This is a genomic window from Ectopseudomonas khazarica (assembly GCF_004521985.1).
GTDB lineage: Bacteria > Pseudomonadota > Gammaproteobacteria > Pseudomonadales > Pseudomonadaceae > Aquipseudomonas > Aquipseudomonas khazarica.
Map to the genome: position 1 here is coordinate 175,647 of NZ_SBHZ01000003.1, position 15,542 is coordinate 191,188.

Annotated in this window: 15 protein-coding genes; 11 read left to right on the forward strand and 4 right to left on the reverse strand. The window is 65.6% G+C overall.

From position 1 onward, the window contains the following. Positions 1–45: 45 nt before the first annotated feature. The gene (locus tag EPK82_RS04550) at positions 46–690 is read right to left on the reverse strand and encodes a GNAT family N-acetyltransferase (protein WP_134675894.1); all 645 of its coding nucleotides are present in this window, start codon (positions 688–690) and stop codon (positions 46–48) included. Between the two features lie 205 nt (positions 691–895). On the opposite strand from EPK82_RS04550, the gene xthA reads away from it, so the two are divergent. The 5 genes from xthA to EPK82_RS04575 all read left to right on the forward strand — a co-directional run bounded on the left by xthA (position 896) and on the right by EPK82_RS04575 (position 6,037). Then, complete coding sequence (xthA, locus tag EPK82_RS04555; RefSeq protein ID WP_037052067.1) at positions 896–1,711, forward strand: exodeoxyribonuclease III; 816 nt, start codon at positions 896–898, stop codon at positions 1,709–1,711. 67 nt (positions 1,712–1,778) lie between these two features. After that, positions 1,779–3,248: a GGDEF domain-containing protein gene (locus EPK82_RS04560; protein WP_134675895.1), complete on the forward strand. Its 1,470-nt coding sequence runs from the start codon at positions 1,779–1,781 to the stop codon at positions 3,246–3,248. A gap of 68 nt (positions 3,249–3,316) precedes the next feature. Further along, positions 3,317–4,699 (forward strand): substrate-binding domain-containing protein, encoded by a 1,383-nt coding sequence (locus EPK82_RS04565; RefSeq protein ID WP_134675896.1) that lies wholly within the window; start codon positions 3,317–3,319, stop codon positions 4,697–4,699. Positions 4,700–4,858: 159 nt separating this feature from the next. After that, positions 4,859–5,845 (forward strand): TerC family protein, encoded by a 987-nt coding sequence (locus EPK82_RS04570; protein WP_134675897.1) that lies wholly within the window; start codon positions 4,859–4,861, stop codon positions 5,843–5,845. Between the two features lie 12 nt (positions 5,846–5,857). Continuing rightward, positions 5,858–6,037, forward strand: coding sequence for a hypothetical protein (locus EPK82_RS04575; RefSeq protein WP_037052063.1), 180 nt, complete (start codon positions 5,858–5,860; stop codon positions 6,035–6,037). A 54-nt stretch (positions 6,038–6,091) separates the two neighbouring features. Here the strand turns inward: EPK82_RS04575 and EPK82_RS04580 are convergent, their stop codons facing one another. Then, positions 6,092–7,321: an acyl-CoA dehydrogenase gene (locus EPK82_RS04580; protein ID WP_134675898.1), complete on the reverse strand. Its 1,230-nt coding sequence runs from the start codon at positions 7,319–7,321 to the stop codon at positions 6,092–6,094. Positions 7,322–7,473: 152 nt separating this feature from the next. On the opposite strand from EPK82_RS04580, the gene EPK82_RS04585 reads away from it, so the two are divergent. Further along, the gene (locus EPK82_RS04585) at positions 7,474–8,409 is read left to right on the forward strand and encodes a LysR family transcriptional regulator (protein ID WP_037052061.1); all 936 of its coding nucleotides are present in this window, start codon (positions 7,474–7,476) and stop codon (positions 8,407–8,409) included. Positions 8,410–8,472: 63 nt separating this feature from the next. Here the strand turns inward: EPK82_RS04585 and EPK82_RS04590 are convergent, their stop codons facing one another. Both EPK82_RS04590 and EPK82_RS04595 read right to left on the reverse strand, forming a co-directional pair. Continuing rightward, positions 8,473–8,907, reverse strand: a complete 435-nt coding sequence (locus EPK82_RS04590; protein ID WP_134675899.1) for a DoxX family protein — start codon at positions 8,905–8,907, stop codon at positions 8,473–8,475. 105 nt (positions 8,908–9,012) lie between these two features. Beyond that, positions 9,013–10,428, reverse strand: a complete 1,416-nt coding sequence (locus EPK82_RS04595; protein WP_134675900.1) for an MltF family protein — start codon at positions 10,426–10,428, stop codon at positions 9,013–9,015. 279 nt (positions 10,429–10,707) lie between these two features. On the opposite strand from EPK82_RS04595, the gene EPK82_RS04600 reads away from it, so the two are divergent. From EPK82_RS04600 to EPK82_RS04620, 5 genes are all read left to right on the forward strand, one after another. Beyond that, positions 10,708–11,535, forward strand: a complete 828-nt coding sequence (locus tag EPK82_RS04600) for a TatD family hydrolase (protein ID WP_134675901.1) — start codon at positions 10,708–10,710, stop codon at positions 11,533–11,535. Between the two features lie 84 nt (positions 11,536–11,619). Next, a complete protein-coding gene (locus tag EPK82_RS04605) occupies positions 11,620–13,089 on the forward strand; it encodes a methyl-accepting chemotaxis protein (RefSeq protein ID WP_037052051.1) in 1,470 nt (489 codons plus the stop codon). Between the two features lie 94 nt (positions 13,090–13,183). Further along, the gene (locus tag EPK82_RS04610) at positions 13,184–13,384 is read left to right on the forward strand and encodes a hypothetical protein (protein ID WP_037052048.1); all 201 of its coding nucleotides are present in this window, start codon (positions 13,184–13,186) and stop codon (positions 13,382–13,384) included. 123 nt (positions 13,385–13,507) lie between these two features. Beyond that, on the forward strand, positions 13,508–13,969 hold the full coding sequence (locus EPK82_RS04615; protein ID WP_051800579.1) for a hypothetical protein: 462 nt from the start codon (positions 13,508–13,510) through the stop codon (positions 13,967–13,969). Next, positions 13,966–15,540 carry a GGDEF domain-containing protein gene (locus EPK82_RS04620; protein ID WP_134675902.1) on the forward strand — a complete coding sequence of 525 codons (1,575 nt, stop codon included), beginning with the start codon at positions 13,966–13,968 and terminating at the stop codon, positions 15,538–15,540. Before EPK82_RS04615 ends, EPK82_RS04620 begins: the two co-directional genes overlap by 4 nt. Positions 15,541–15,542 lie beyond the last annotated feature (2 nt).

Sequence of the window (15,542 nt, forward strand, 5' to 3'; positions counted from 1 at the left end):
AGAGCCCCAGCCAGAGCCGTCGCGTGCCGGGCAGACAGCCGGGGTTCAGGCGCTGGCGCGCACCACCGGCTGCGGGTTGGGATGAAAGAACACGTGCTCCACCACCGGGCCGAGCGCCAGTTCACCGATTTCCTCGTAGCCCTGGCGGCGATAGAACTCCAGGTGCCTGGCGTTCCCGGTATCCAGCACCACCCCCTGCGACCCGCTGTCCTGCGCGCACCAGTCATGCAGCGCCTCGAGCAGCTGCTCACCACGGTGCTGGCCCTGGAACTCGGGATGAACGCCGAGCAATGGCAATACGTGGTAGGGACCCGGCGGCAGGCAGGCGAGCACGGCATCGTGGTAGTCGAGATAGCGACGGGTGCAGCTGAAGCCGGTGGTCAGCAGCATGCGCAGGCGCCAGCTCCAGCTTTCGGTGATGTCCAGCCGCCGCTGCGGCGGTGCGATCAGGGCCGCACCGATCAGACGATCGTCGATCAGCAGGCCGATGGCCGGCAGGTCCTCGGAAAAGTGCTGCTGCACCAGCTCGCGAATCGTCGCGCGAACGCGCTGATCGAACCCCGGCCGATCCGCGTCGAACAGATAGCCGAAGGTGGGTTCGTGGCGGTAGGCATGGTAGAGCAGCGAGCGCACCTCACGGGCGTAACCACCATCGAGCATGCGCACTTCTGCAGGAGCGTTGTGGGGCATGGCGGACCTCTGTTGTTATAGGTTGTGGGCCAGATGGTTCTCGGATGACTCAGGCGCTGTCCGTTCCGGCCTGTTGATGCACGGCCCGGACTTCGCCCGCTGACTTTTCGTACAGACCCTAGCACCGCCATGCCATGCTCGCCAGGCGCTGGCCGCAGCCGTGAAGGATCGGCTAGCATCGCCTTTTGCCCAGGACCCGCTGCCCATGAAAATCGTTTCTTTCAATATCAATGGCCTGCGCGCGCGCCCTCATCAACTGCAGGCGCTGATCGAGAAACACCAGCCAGACGTGATCGGCCTGCAGGAAACCAAGGTGTCCGATGAACAGTTCCCGGAGGCCGAGATCCGTCAGCTCGGCTATCACGTGCACTACCACGGGCAAAAGGGCCACTACGGCGTCGCCCTGCTCTCGCGCCAGGAGCCGCTGAGCCTGCACAAGGGTTTCCCGGGCGATGACGAGGAGGCCCAGCGACGTTTCATCTACGCCACCTTCGCCGACGCCGCAGGCAAACCGGTCACAGTGATGAACGGCTACTTCCCCCAGGGCGAAAGCCGCGACCACCCCGTGAAGTTCCCGGCCAAGCAACGCTTCTACGCCGACCTGCAGCAGCTGCTGACGGAAGGTTTCGATCCGCAGCAGGCGCTGGTGGTGATGGGCGACATCAACATCAGCCCCGAGGATTGCGACATCGGCATCGGCGAACCCAATCGCCTGCGCTGGCTGAAGACCGGCAAGTGCAGCTTCCTGCCGGAAGAGCGCGAGTGGCTGGCGACCCTGAAGAACTGGGGCCTGGTGGACAGCTTCCGCCACCTCAACCCCGAGGTGAACGACCGCTTCAGCTGGTTCGACTATCGCAGCCGCGGTTTCGAGGACGAACCCAAGCGCGGCCTGCGCATCGACGTGATTCTCGCCAGCCAGGCGCTGCAACCACGCCTGCTCGAAGCCGGTATCGACTACGAACTGCGTGGCATGGAGAAACCTTCGGATCACGCGCCGATCTGGCTGCAGATTGCTGAATGATCCACGCAGGCTAGGCTAATTCGATAACGCCATCATTTTCTCCGGTGGCGATCTCGAGGGTCCGGCCATGAGCAGTTCCGCCACCTCACCTCCCGACGCCCGCCACTGCGCAGCGGGCGTTGCAGCCCTGGTTTGCCTGCTGGTACTCGGTGCTTGCCTGTTGGGTATCCTCACCCGCCCGATCGGCCACCTGGCGGCGCTGTGGCCGGCCAACGCCGTACTGCTCGGTGCCCTGGTCCGGTTTCCCCGCCTGGCTCGTCCGGCCGGCTGGTGCGGCGCGCTGTGCGCCTATCTGCTGGCCGATCTGCTGGCCGGCAGCAGCCTGCAGCAGACCCTGCTGCTGAGCGCCGGCAACCTGTCGGGGGTGGTCGTCGGCTTCCTCCTGCTCAGGCGCCTGCACGCCGGTCATCGCAGCCTGCGCACGCCCGCCTCGGTGCCTTACCTGGTGCTGGCCATCGTCGCGGCGGCCGCTGCCTCCGGCTGCTTCGGCGCAATCACCGACCCGCTGCTGTACGGCGGCAAGCCGATGGGTGGCTGGGTGTTCTGGTTCATGACCGAGCTGGTCAACTACATGCTGTTCCTGCCGGTCATGCTCACCCTGCCCGCATGCCGGGCCGTGCGCACCGAGCGGCGGCGCCGCCCGCTGTGGACGGCCGAACAGGCGCGCAAGCTCCTGCCACTGCTCGGGCTGCTCGTCTCCGCGGCGCTGTGCCTGCTGATCGGCGGCCCCGGCGTGGTCGCCTTCCCGGTGCCGGCGTTGCTGTGGTGCGCCCTGAGCTACCGACTGTTCAGCACCGCCTTGCTGACGTTCCTGGCCAGTGGCTGGGTGCTGGTGTCGATCGCCCTGAACGGCCTGTCGCTGGCGCCGCTGGACGTCAACTCACGGCCGGTGCTGCTGTCGCTGCGCCTGGGCGTGTCGCTGATCGCCCTGGCACCGCTGACCGTGGCCAGTGTGATGTCGGCGCGCAACGAACTGCTGCAACGCATGCGCTACCTGGCCAGCCATGACCAGCTGAGCAGCCTGCTCAACCGCTGGGCCTTTCGTGAGCAGGCCAGCGAACAACTGAGTCTGCTGGCTCAGCAACAGCGCCCCCTGGCGTTGCTGATGCTGGACATCGACCATTTCAAGCGCATCAACGACAACCATGGCCATGCCGCTGGCGACCAGGTCCTCAAGGCCTTCGCCAACCTGGCGGGCAGCGGCCTGCGCAAGGACGAACTGCTGGCGCGCATCGGTGGCGAGGAGTTCGCCCTGCTGCTGCCCGGCTGTGACCTCGAACAGGCACGGGAAATCGCCGAACGCATTCGCCAGCGCTTCGGCGACACCCAGGTGCAGCTGGACAGGCAGACGATCAGTTGCACCCTGAGCATCGGGGCAGTGGTCGCCTGGCCACCCTTCGGCGACCTGGACGGCCTGCTGCTGGCGGCCGACCGCATGCTCTACCAGGCCAAGGCGCTTGGCCGCAACCGCTGCGAGATCACCTTCCTCGGCGGCGCCGCGGAGCCCGGTGCAGAGCCACCCGGCGGCCCGCTGTAACCTGACTGTCATTCAATCGACTTATTCTGCGCGACACTTTCTCCCACCCACTAGAAGGTGCCTGCCGCATGCCGCGCGCCCTGTCCTACGCTGATCGCGACCTCTGGGGTCGTACCCTGTCCCTGCTGCTCATCGGTTTCATCTGCTACGCCCTGCCCCTGTCGGTGTTCGCCGCCCTGCCCGCTTCCCAGGGCAACCAGCCGGTCCTGCGCATCCAGGGCTCCAACACCATCGGTGCCAAGCTCGGTCCGGAACTGGTCAAGGGCCTGTTCGAGGCCCAGGGGCTGCGCGACATCCGCAGCGAAGCCGGCGCCCGGGAAAACGAGCAGCGCATCGTCGGCCGTCAGGCCAACGGCCGCAGCGTGATCGTCGAGGTGGCGGCCCATGGTTCCGGCACCGGCTTCGCCTCGCTGCAGAACGGCAGTACCGACCTGGCCGCCTCGTCCCGCCCGATCAAGGACAGCGAAGCCGCCAGCCTGGCGAGCCTGGGCGACCTGCACAGCCCGCAGAGCGAACAGATCATCGCCATCGACGGCCTGGCGATCATCGTCCACCCCGGCAACCCGATCAGCGCCCTCAGCGTCGAGCAGATCGCCCAGCTGTTCTCCGGCGAGATCAGCGACTGGGCCGCCCTCGGCGGCAAGCCTGGCAAGGTGCAGGCCTACGCGCGTGACGACAACTCCGGCACCTACGACACCTTCAAGGAACTGGTCCTGGCGCCAGGTGGCCGGGCGCTGGCCGCCAGCGCCCGGCGCTTCGAGTCCAGTAACCAGCTCTCCGACCTGGTCAGCGGCGATCCCAACGGCATCGGCTTCATCGGCCTGCCCTACGTTCGCCAGGCCAAGGCCATCGCCGTGGCCGCGGGCGAATCGCATCCGATGCTGCCGAGCACCTCGCTGATCGCCACCGAGGACTACCCGCTCGCACGCCGCCTGTTCATCTACAACGATCCGCAACTGGAAAACCCCTGGGCCCGCGCACTGATCGACTTCGCGCACAGCCCTCGTGGCCAGGCGATCGTCGACAGCGCCGGCTTCATCGCCCAGACCGTGCAGGCGATCAAGGTCACCCCGGAAACGCAGATGCCGAGCGACTACCGCCAGCTCGCCGAGCAGGCGCAGCGTCTGTCGGTGAACTTCCGTTTCCAGGAAGGCAGCGCGACCCTGGACAACAAGGCCTACCGTGACCTGCAGCGGGTCATGGACTACCTCAAGCAGCACGACAAGCTGCGGAACAAGGTGGTACTGGTCGGCTTCGGCGACCCCAAGAGCGACCCCGAGCGCGCCGCACTGCTCTCCAAGCTGCGGGCGATGGCCGTACGTCGGGAACTGGCCAAGCAGGGCGTACTGTTCCGCGAGATCACCGGCCTGGGCAGCGAACTGCCGGTAGCGGCCAACGACCAGGACAGCGGGCGCATCCGCAATCGCCGCGTCGAGGTGTGGGTCTACTGACCACGCCAACAATCCTCGTCAGGGGGCTTGGCAGTTTCTCGGCGCGGCGTTAGCCTTTGCTCCGCGTGACGCCGGGCCCCTCTGGCGGTGAGCTGCTCACCGTGATGTCGGAGTCACTGAGTCGATTTCTTTCAACTCAGGCAGACACAGGGAGGGCTCATGGACGCTCTACTCGCCTTTTTGACATCCCCACTCTTCGGCACACCCGGCTGGTTCTGGCTGGCCTTCCTGCTGCTGATCATCGCCCTGCTGGTACTCGACCTCGGCGTGCTGCACCGCGACCAGCATGAAATCGAGGTGAGTGAAAGCCTGCTGCTGTACGCCGGCTACTTCAGCGTCGGCGTTGCCTTCGGCGGCTGGATCTGGTGGCAGCTCGGCGGCACCAAGGCCATGGAGTACTACACCGGCTTCCTGGTGGAGCAGTCGCTGTCGATGGACAACGTCTTCGTCATGGCGATGATCCTCGGCTACTTCAACATCCCCCGCCGCTACCAGCACCGCGTGCTGTTCTGGGGCATCCTCGGCGTCATCGTGCTGCGCGCACTGATGATCGGCCTGGGCACGGCGCTGGTGCAGCAGTTCGACTGGATTCTCTACCTGTTCGGCGCCTTCCTGCTGTTCAGCGGCGTGAAGATGCTGCGCAGCAACGATGAAGAGGCGCACCCGGACCTGGCGCAGAACCCGTTGCTGCGCTTCGTGCGCACGCGCATCCGCGTCACCGACGACCTGCACAGCGGCCGCTTCCTGGTGCGCCTGAAGGATCAGGCCAGCGGCAGAGCCCTGCTCTACGCCACGCCACTGCTGCTGGCGCTGGTGCTGATCGAACTGGCCGACCTGGTGTTCGCGGTCGACAGCGTGCCCGCCGTCCTGGCCATCTCGCAGGACCCGTTCATCGTCTACACCTCGAACATCTTCGCCATCCTCGGCCTGCGCGCGCTGTACTTTGCCCTGGCCGCACTGATGCACCGCTTCATCTATCTGAAGTACGCCCTGGCGCTGGTGCTGATGTACATCGGCGGCAAGATCTTCCTGCATGACCTGGTCAAGGTTCCCGCCCTGCTCTCACTTGGCGTAACCTTGGGCTTGCTGGCCGGCGGCGTGTTGCTTTCCCTGCTCAAGACACGCGACCGGAAGGCCATCGACTAGCCAGGAGTCGCGATGCCTGACGTCTGCATAGAACTCATCGAGCGCCAGGGTCAACGCCTCTGGCAGGTACGCCTCGGCCGTCGCGCGCTGACGTTCCAGGACGAGCTGGCAGCCCGTCATTTCGCCGCGCAACTGCACATGCGCCTCGGCTGGCTGGGCCAGACCCAGCCAGCCGAAGACCGCCTGCCCTGAGGCGCAAACGCAGAGGCCCGCAGAATGCGGGCCTCTTCATCTACAGCGGCTGATTCAGCGGCTGGCTTTCATCATTTCGCGCGGCACGTACTTGCCGATCTCGTACTTGCCGATCGCCGCACGGTGCACTTCATCCGGACCGTCCGCCAGGCGCAGGGTACGCTGCATGGCGTACCAGTAGGCCAGCGGGAAGTCGTTGGAGACCCCGGCGCCACCGTGCATCTGGATCGCCCGGTCGATCACCTTGAGCGCCACGTTGGGCGCGACAACCTTGATCTGGGCGATCTCGCTGGCGGCGATCTTGTTGCCCACCGTGTCCATCATGTAGGCCGCGTTCAGCGTCAACAGGCGCGCCTGGTTGATCTCCATGCGCGAATCGGCGATGTGATCGATGTTGCCACCCAGGCGGGCCAGCGGCTTGCCGAACGCCGTACGGCTCACGGCGCGCTTGCACATCAGTTCCAGGGCGCGCTCGGCCATGCCGATCGAACGCATGCAGTGGTGGATACGGCCCGGGCCGAGGCGGCCCTGAGCGATCTCGAAGCCGCGCCCCTCGCCCAGCAGCACGCTGTCGTAAGGCACCCGCACGTTCTCGAACAGCACCTCGGCATGGCCGTGCGGGGCGTCGTCATAGCCGAACACCGGCAGCGGCCGCAGTACCGTCACGCCGGGCGCGTCCATCGGCACCAGGATCATCGAGTGCTGCTGATGGCGCGGCGCGTCCGGGTTGGTCAGGCCCATGAAGATCATCACCTTGCAGCGTGGGTCGCAGGCGCCGGACGTCCACCACTTGCGCCCGTTGATGACCCACTCGTCGCCCTCGCGACGCGCATTGGCCTGCATGTTGGTGGCGTCCGACGAGGCCACCCCCGGCTCGGTCATGGCGAACGCGGAGCGGATCTCGCCGGACAGCAGCGGCTCCAGCCATTGCCGCTTCTGCGCCTCGCTGCCGTAGCGCACCAGGACTTCCATGTTGCCGGTGTCCGGCGCCGCGCAGTTGAAGGGCTCCGGGCCGATCAGCGAACGGCCCATGATTTCCGCCAGCGGTGCGTATTCGGTGTTGGTCAGGCCGGCGCCGTAGTCCGACTCGGGCAGGAACAGGTTCCACAATCCCTCGGCCTTGGCCTTGTTCTTCAGCTCTTCCATGATCGCGGTCGGCTGCCAGCGGTCACCTTCGGCCACCTGCTGCTCGAATACCGCTTCGGCCGGATAGACGTGCGCTTCCATGAATGCGCTGACGCGCTCACGCAGCTCTTGAACCTTCGGGGAATAGGCGAAATCCATGGGCAATACCTTCTGGCGGATCGGGTGTGATGTCGGTGTGGAAATGATGCTAGAACAGCGCTTAAGATTTATCTAACCTATTTTCAGCGTGTATGAACATTCATAACCGATATATGATCGATTGATATCGACAGCCCTGGAGTGCTTGCGGCATGAACTTGACCAAGGTGGATCTCAACCTCTTCATCGTCTTCGACGCCATCTACACCGAGGCCAATCTGACACGTGCCGGACAGATCGTCGGCATCACCCAGCCGGCGGTTTCCAACGCCCTCGCCCGCCTGCGCGAAACCTTCAACGACCCGCTGTTCGTGCGCACCGCCCAGGGCATGGTGCCCACGCCGATGGCGCAGAACATCATCGGTCCGGTGCGCAACGCTCTGCAGCTGCTGCGCGTGTCGGTGCAGGAGAGCCGCACCTTCAACCCGCAGCAGGCCGGCAAGACCTACCGCATCAGCATGACCGACCTCTCCGAGCAGATTCTCCTGCCGCCGCTGTTCCAGCGCCTGCGTCGCCTGGCGCCGAGCGTGTGCATCGAGAGTTTCCTGGCCAAGCGCCGCGAAACCACCAAGGAGCTGGCCGCCGGGCGCCTGGACTTCGCCGTCGACGCCCCTCTCAACACCGACCCGCAGGTGCGCCACGTCAAGCTGCTGGATGACCGCTACGTCTGCGCCATGCGCCCTGGCCACCCGCTGGCCAAGGAGAAGATCAGCCTCGACGAATACCTGTCGCTGACCCACATCCACATCTCCAGCCGCCGCAGCGGCCTCGGCTATGTCGACCTGGCCCTGGGCAAGATGGGGATTCAGCGCAAGATCGCCCTGCGCTCGCAGCACTACCTGATGGCCAGCAGCGTGATGCAGCAGACCGATATGGTGATGACCGTGCCGGAGCGCTTCGCCCGCCGCCACAACCTGCACCATGTGACCTTGCCGGTGGGCGACGTGCCGGCACTGGAAACGCACCTGTACTGGCATGAAAGCACCGACCAGGACCCGGCCAACCGCTGGATGCGCGAGCAGATGATCGAACTGGCGCAGCAGGTCGCCGCGCAGGAGAAGAAGGCCGAGCAAGCGCCGGCAGCATGATCGCCCGGCGCTGAACGCAAGAAGGCCCGCATTGGCGGGCCTTCCTGTTGCTGCGGAAGCGAATCAGCCAGCGATCTTGCCGTCGACCGACAGCTTGCCGGCACCTTCGAACACCAGCGCGATGCTGATCGCCAGCAGCGCCAGGGCGAACTCGTAGCCGTTGTTGCTCATGAAGAAGCCATTGGCCAGGTGCACGCTGAAGATCGCCACCAGCATGGTCACCGCCAGCACCGCAGCTGCCGGACGCACCAGCAGGCCGATGATCAGTGCCACACCGCCGAAGAATTCGGCGCTACCGGCCATCAGCGCCATCAGGTAGCCCGGCGCCAGACCGATGCTTTCCATCCACTGCGCGACACCGGCCAGACCATAGCCGCCGAACCAGCCGAACAGCTTCTGCGAACCATGCGCGGCGAAGGTGAGGCCGGCGATCACGCGCAGAATGGTGATACCCATGCCGGCCTGGCTGGCGGTGATGCTCTTGATCAGGTTGTTCATTGCAAGGCTTCCTTTGATGTGTGAGGTAGATGGCGCACAGAATATCCAATTTATTCGATTTAAAAATCGCAAAATACCGCTAACGATAATCGAAAAAATAGATACCTATTTAACCGTCAGACGCTGTCCTTGCGGTTCGAGCAAATAGCGCTCGCGGTCATAAGCAAGGTAGTACTTATTCACCGAGTTCACATAGCTCACGACCCCCATCCCCATCTGCTCCATGGCCACCCGCTCGACCTGGAAGAACCACTGATTGGGATTGAGGCCACGCCGACGCGCTTCCGCCCGCAGGCTCTGCACCCGTTGCGGCCCGAGGTTGTATCCCGCCAGGACGAAGGCCATGCGCTCACGCTCGTTGAGCTGCGGGCTGTTGAAGAAGTTGCGCCGAATCATCGCCAGGTACTTGCTGCTGGCCTGGACGTTGGCGTCGACCTGCGTGATGTTGCTGACGCCGACGCTGCGCGCCGCCGCCGGCGTGATCTGCATCAGCCCGGTCGCCCCGCTGGCACCGCGCGCCGCAGGATTGAGGGTCGACTCCTTGAATGCCAGCGCCGCCAGCAGCAGCCAGTCGAAGCCCTGCTGCTCGGCATGTTTCTGCAATACCGGGCGCACCTTCTCCAGACGCTGGCGCTCGGTTCGCCCCAGGGGCGAATGCACCTTGTACAGGCGCCGATAGACGCGCTGGAAGGCACTGTCCTGATCGGCCGGGGCCTGATAGCTGCTGAAGAAGCGGTCGATACTGGCGCGCAGCATCGGCGCGTCGGGGCGCACGAACCACTTCATCTCGCCGTCACGCGCCAGCACCAGGTGCTTGTCGACACGCAGCCTGGGCATCACCTTGGCCCAACGCTCGGCGATCGGCAGCTCCACCGCCGTGCGTTCGAAGATGCCGGCCTGGACCATTTCCAGAACGTCCTCGACCGCCAGGCTGGGGTCGACCCACTCGACCACGATGGGCGGCAGCTTGCGCTCCGCCAGTTGCTGATTGATCCGCCGCAGCGCCTCGCCGACCGCACTGCCCGCCGGCAGCGAAAGACTGCGCCCGGCCAGCTGTTCGAGGCTGCGGTAATGCCGGTTGCCCTGCTTGGACACCAGCACCAGCGGTACCTGACGGCGAATCGCGGCACTGGCGCTGACGTCATGACCGGCGCGCACGCTGAGCAGCTCCCCGGGGGCGACGAGATCGCCCTCGCCGCGCTGCAGGGCGCCAAGCAACTGGTCCTTGGCCTTGGGGACGATCTTCAGGGTGATGCTGCGCCCGTCGCGGGCGTTGCGATTGAGGTACTGCTCGAACGCGCGCAAACGGTGGTACTCGACACCGATGCTCTGCCCTTTCACCAGACCCGAACTGTTGCGGCTCTGATTGACCAGGACGCGCAGCTCGCCGCTGGCGCGAATCGCCGACAGGTCACGGGCGCTGCGCGTCTGGCTGCCGACCTCGGGCGGGCCTGCCAGGCGTGCGCTGACCGGCAGCGGCAGCGCGACCAGCAGGCACAGGATCAGCAGCAATCGCGACATCGACTCTCCAACAATGGCAGCAGGCCAGCGAAGCCTCGCGGGGGTGCTTGATCTGCTGCTCGCGGATGCGCGACAGACGGCAACTGACTGCGAAGCTGCCAAACAAGTTCCCTGGGCCGACACGGGGGCGCGGAGATTGGCACAGGCGAGCCCCGCCACGCCAGCCCATGCCCCTCCGCCGGTCCTGAAAACAACTACCAAGCCGTTGTTTTCAATCGACTTCCTGACGAACGGATGGCGTCTGCTATTCTGCCCCCCTCGCGCTAATCAGGTGGCACCATGCAACTCGTCGACATCGCCGTCAATCTCACCCACCCCAGCCTGGCCGCCCAGGCCGAGGCGCTGCTCGAGCGCGCCTCTGCAGCCGGCGTCTGCCAGATGGTGCTGACCGGCACCAGTCTGAAGGAAAGCGAGGCCAGCCTGGCACTTTGCCGACAGCTGGACGCCAGCGGCCAGCGACTGTTCAGCACGGCCGGCATCCACCCGCACGATGCCAGCAGCTGGAGCACGACCAGCAGCACCGCCCTGAAAGCACTGCTGAACGAGCCCGAGGTCCGTGCCGTCGGCGAATGCGGCCTGGATTTCGACCGCGACTTTTCACCCCGGCCCATCCAGGAGAAGGTCCTGGAAGAACAGCTGGCGCTGGCGGTGGAACTGCGGATGCCGGTGTTCCTGCACGAGCGCGAAGCCAGCCAGCGCCTGCTGGATATTCTGCGCGGCTATCGTGACCAGTTGCCCGCTGCGGTGGTGCACTGCTTTACCGGCGAGCGCCGTGCCCTCTATGCCTATCTCGACCTCGACCTGCACATCGGCATCACCGGCTGGGTCTGCGACGAACGCCGTGGCACCCATCTGCATCCATTGCTCAAGGACATCCCCGCCGAGCGCCTGATGCTGGAGACCGATGCCCCCTTCCTGCTGCCACGCAGCCTGCGGCCCAAGCCCAGGAGCGGGCGCAACGAGCCGGCCTACCTCGGCGAGGTCCTGCGCGAAGTGGCACTGCATCGTGGCCAGAGCGAACAGCAGCTGGCGGCACAGTCGACGGCATGCGCACGGGCATTCTTCGCCATGCCGACCATACTGGAGAGTGGCAGCACGGACTCTTGATTGACGTCAAGACTCTGACCTTGCCCCAAGGCATACTACTGGCACATAGCCAATAGTGAACGCAGCGAAACGGATAACGACAGCATGGGCGCCTGGATCAGCGATCTTTCTCTCAAGTACAAATTCTGGGCGGTCAACGCCGTCGCATTCGTCATCAGCCTGATGCTGGTGCTGTTCGCCCTGCACACCGAGCAGGCGGCCCGCAGCCTCGATGCGCGCCAGGCAGCCAGCGCCCAGGCACGTCTGCTTCAGCAGTGGCCGCAGCAGGCGACACTGCCCAGCTCCGGCAATATCCAGACACTGCAAGGCGATGCCTCGCTGGCGAATGCCCAGGGTGCGGCCGATGCCAGCGGCTGGCAGGTGCTGAAACACGACACCTGGTTCGACAGCATGCCAGCGGTTGGCGCGCAGCGGGTTTCGCTCGCCGACGGACGCAACCTCGCCGTAGTGGCGCGGGCGCCGAGCCTGTTCGACCTGTTCACCGAGCACGCGCTGTCCTATGCCCTGGCGGTGGCGGTGCTCATGCTGCTGTTGCTGGCGGCCTCGCAGTTGCTGATCCGCTTCCTGCTCAGCCACCTCAACACCCTCAAGGACGTGATGCTGCAGGCAGAACGCAGCGGCGACCTGTCATTGCGCGTACCGCTGGACAGCCGCGACGAGGTCGGCCAGATGGCTGCCGCCTTCAACGCCATGCAGGCCGGCTACCAGCGTGTGGTCGGCACCGTCGGCCAGGTCGCCAGCGAACTCGACAGCGGCACGCGCAACATGGCCCAGCGCATGGGCGCGGTACGCCAGGGCATGCTCAGCCAGCAGAGCGAAACCGACCAGGCCGCCACGGCGATCAACGAAATGTCGGCGACCGTGCAGCACATCGCCGATCACGCCGGCACGACCCGCGACCAGTCGCTCAGCGCCGACCAGCTGGCACGCGCCGGCCAGCAGGTGGTCGAACGCGTGGAGCAGTCCATCGCCGCCCTCTCCCAGGGCGTGCGCCAGAGCGCCGGCAGCATCGAGCGCCTGGCCGAGGATAGCCAGCACATCAGTCGCGTGGTCGGCGTCATTCATGGCATCGCCGAACAGACCAACCTGCTCGCCCTCAATGCGGCCATCGAGGCTGCCCGCGCTGGCGAAATGGGTCGCGGCTTCGCCGTGGTCGCCGACGAGGTGCGCAACCTGGCCAAGCGCGTACAGGACTCCACCGACGAGATCACCCAGATGATCGGCAACCTGCAAGGCGGCACCCGTGACGCCGTGGAATTCATGCGCGAGAGCTCGGAGAACGCCAACCAGTGCGTGCAGCTGGCACAGGAAGCCGGAGAGTCGCTGGAAGCGATCACCGCCGCCGTGGCCCTGATGCGTGACAGCAACACGCAGATCGCCGTGGCAGCTGCGCAGCAGAGCCAGGTGGCCGAGGAAATGAGCCGCTCGGTCGTCGGCATCCGCGACGTCACCGAGCAGACTGTTGGCCAGACGCTGGAATCGGCAGCCACCAGCCAGCAACTGGCCACATTGGCGGCCCAGCTCAACCAGGCGATCCGCCAGCTCAAGCTGTAGGGTCGCTGGAGGCTATGCCGGTCATAGCCAGAAACGATTCGTCGCCCGCGCCGGAGCGCTCATAGACTGGTTGCAACCCCCCGAGGAATGCAACATGAGCGCCCTTCTGCTTGCCCCGTACAGCACCGCCCGCGCCATTCAGCAATTGGCGGCGTGCCTGCTGCTGCTCGCCGTGGCCCTGCTGGTGACGGCCGCCTGCCAGCCCAGCGCGCTGGCCCTGGCTCTGGCCGGCATCGGCCTGCGCGCCGCCTTCGTCCTGCGTCGCCATGCCGGCGCGAGCCAGGCAACGCCCTGAATCCGCGCGCCTCCGTTCGTCGGGCCAATTCAGGCGCCCAGGCTAAACCACGATAGCATCGACAATATATTGACCGATGGCAGCCGCTTTTTTATGTCACGACATTTTATTGTCACATGTTGCGTGACGTTTTTCTGTCTGACCGCGGTCAAGGCGGAGCCCGTTCCCTACCCGCAGGACCGGACGGCACTGCGCCTGTACCTGGCCGACGGCCGCCAGCAGAGTTTCACCCTGCACCAGTTGCAGCGTTTCCCGCAGAGCACCATTCGCCTGCGTGACGCCAGCGGCAAGGAGCAGCTGTGGATGGGCGTGTCCCTGCCGTGGCTGCTGCAATCCATGGATGAAGAAACGCACGACAGGCCGGTGTACACCCGCTCGCTCAATCACTACTCGGTGGTGATCCCGGCGGCCGATATCCAGCGCTACCAGCCGTTGATCGCCTACCAGCGCGACGGCCAGTTCCTCTCCATCCGCGACCTCGGGCCGCTGTACCTCATCTATCCGCTCGACGACTACCCCGAACTGCACCAACAGGTGTTCTACAACCGCTCCGTCTGGCAGCTCAGCGAGATTCACGTCGAATGAGTTCGATTGCAACGCCCCCCGTTTCGCCCTCCCGTCACCGCCTGAAACTGTCCGCCCTGATCACCCTGGTGCTGGCCATGGCACTGGTCACGCTCGGCTCGCTCTGGCTGGTGCAGGAGCAGGCACGCCAACTGGCCCTGCCGACGCTGCACAACGAGCTCTGGCAGGCGTACCAGATCGACAACGAGATGAACCACTTGCTCGACGCGGCGCACAGCCTGCGCAAGGGTGAGCTGGACAGCGACGATCTGGTGGTGCGCATCCAGGTGCTGCGCAGCCTGACCCAGTCACTGGAACGCCACCATCTGTTCGACTTCCTGCCCGAGTCGCAGTCGATCACCCAGGGCACGCTCGATCAGATCATCGGCCTGAGCCGCGACTGGGATGCACGCGCGCGTTGGGGTGACCCGCAGGGTGTCCGGCAACTGGCCGAGGAAATCCATCAACGCCTGCCGCAGCTGCTCAAGCCGATGCACGAGGTGATGGTGGCCAGCAAGATTTCCCTGGCCAACAAGATCGACGCCAAGCGCCAGCTCCTGCACCGCTGCTTCATCGGCCTGGGCTGGACACTGCTCGGCCTTCTGCTCGGCGGCGCCCTGCTGGTGTCGCGCCTGGTCAGCGACTACCGCAAGGCGCGCATGCTGTCGCACAACCTGGCCGAGCTCAACCAGCACCTGGAACAACGCGTCAGCGAACGCACCGCCGAGCTCAGCGAGGGCCAGGCGCTGCTGCGGCAGATCCTCGACACCAGCCCCAGTGACGTGGCGCTGATCAGCGACGACGGCAAGCAGGTGCATTTCGTCAACCAGCGGCTGCGCGAGCGCCTGGAGCTCGATGCCAGCAGCGACTTCTCGCTGAGTCGCCTGTTCAGCAACGCCCGCGAGGCCGTGCATTTCAGCGAGGCCTTGCAGGCCCGCCAGCGCCTGGACGGCTGGGAGACCCAGTTGGCCGGAGCCGAACCTTACTGGGGCGTGGTCTCGGGACGCGTGCTGGAGTATCACGGCAGGCCTGCGTTGCTGATCTGGAGCTACGACATCAGCCTGCGCAAGCAGATGGAACAGGAGCTGCTGGTGCTGGCCACCACCGATGCGCTCACCGGCCTGAACAACCGCCACGCGTTCCTGCAGCGCGCCGGCGAGCTGTTCAAGAGCGCCGAACGCTTCGACCAGCCCTGTACCCTGCTGATGCTCGACATCGACCATTTCAAGGCGATCAACGACAACCACGGCCACCAGAGCGGCGACGAGGCCCTCGCCCGCCTGGGCGAGTTGCTGCGCCAGGTGCTGCGTGAAGTGGACATCATCGGCCGCCTCGGCGGCGAGGAGTTCGCCGCCCTGCTGACCCAGACCGACCGTTGCGATGCCCTGCAGGTGGCCGAGCGTCTGCGCCTGAGTGCCGAGGCACTGGCCCTGAACGGCGCCGACGGCCAGCAACTGGGCATCACGCTGAGCATCGGCCTGGCCGAGCGCCGCCCCGCGGAGCCTCTGGAAGGTGTGCTGGCGCGCGCCGACAGCGCGCTGTACCGGGCCAAGGCAGAGGGCCGTAACCGCACCGCCCAGGCCGTCGACTGAGG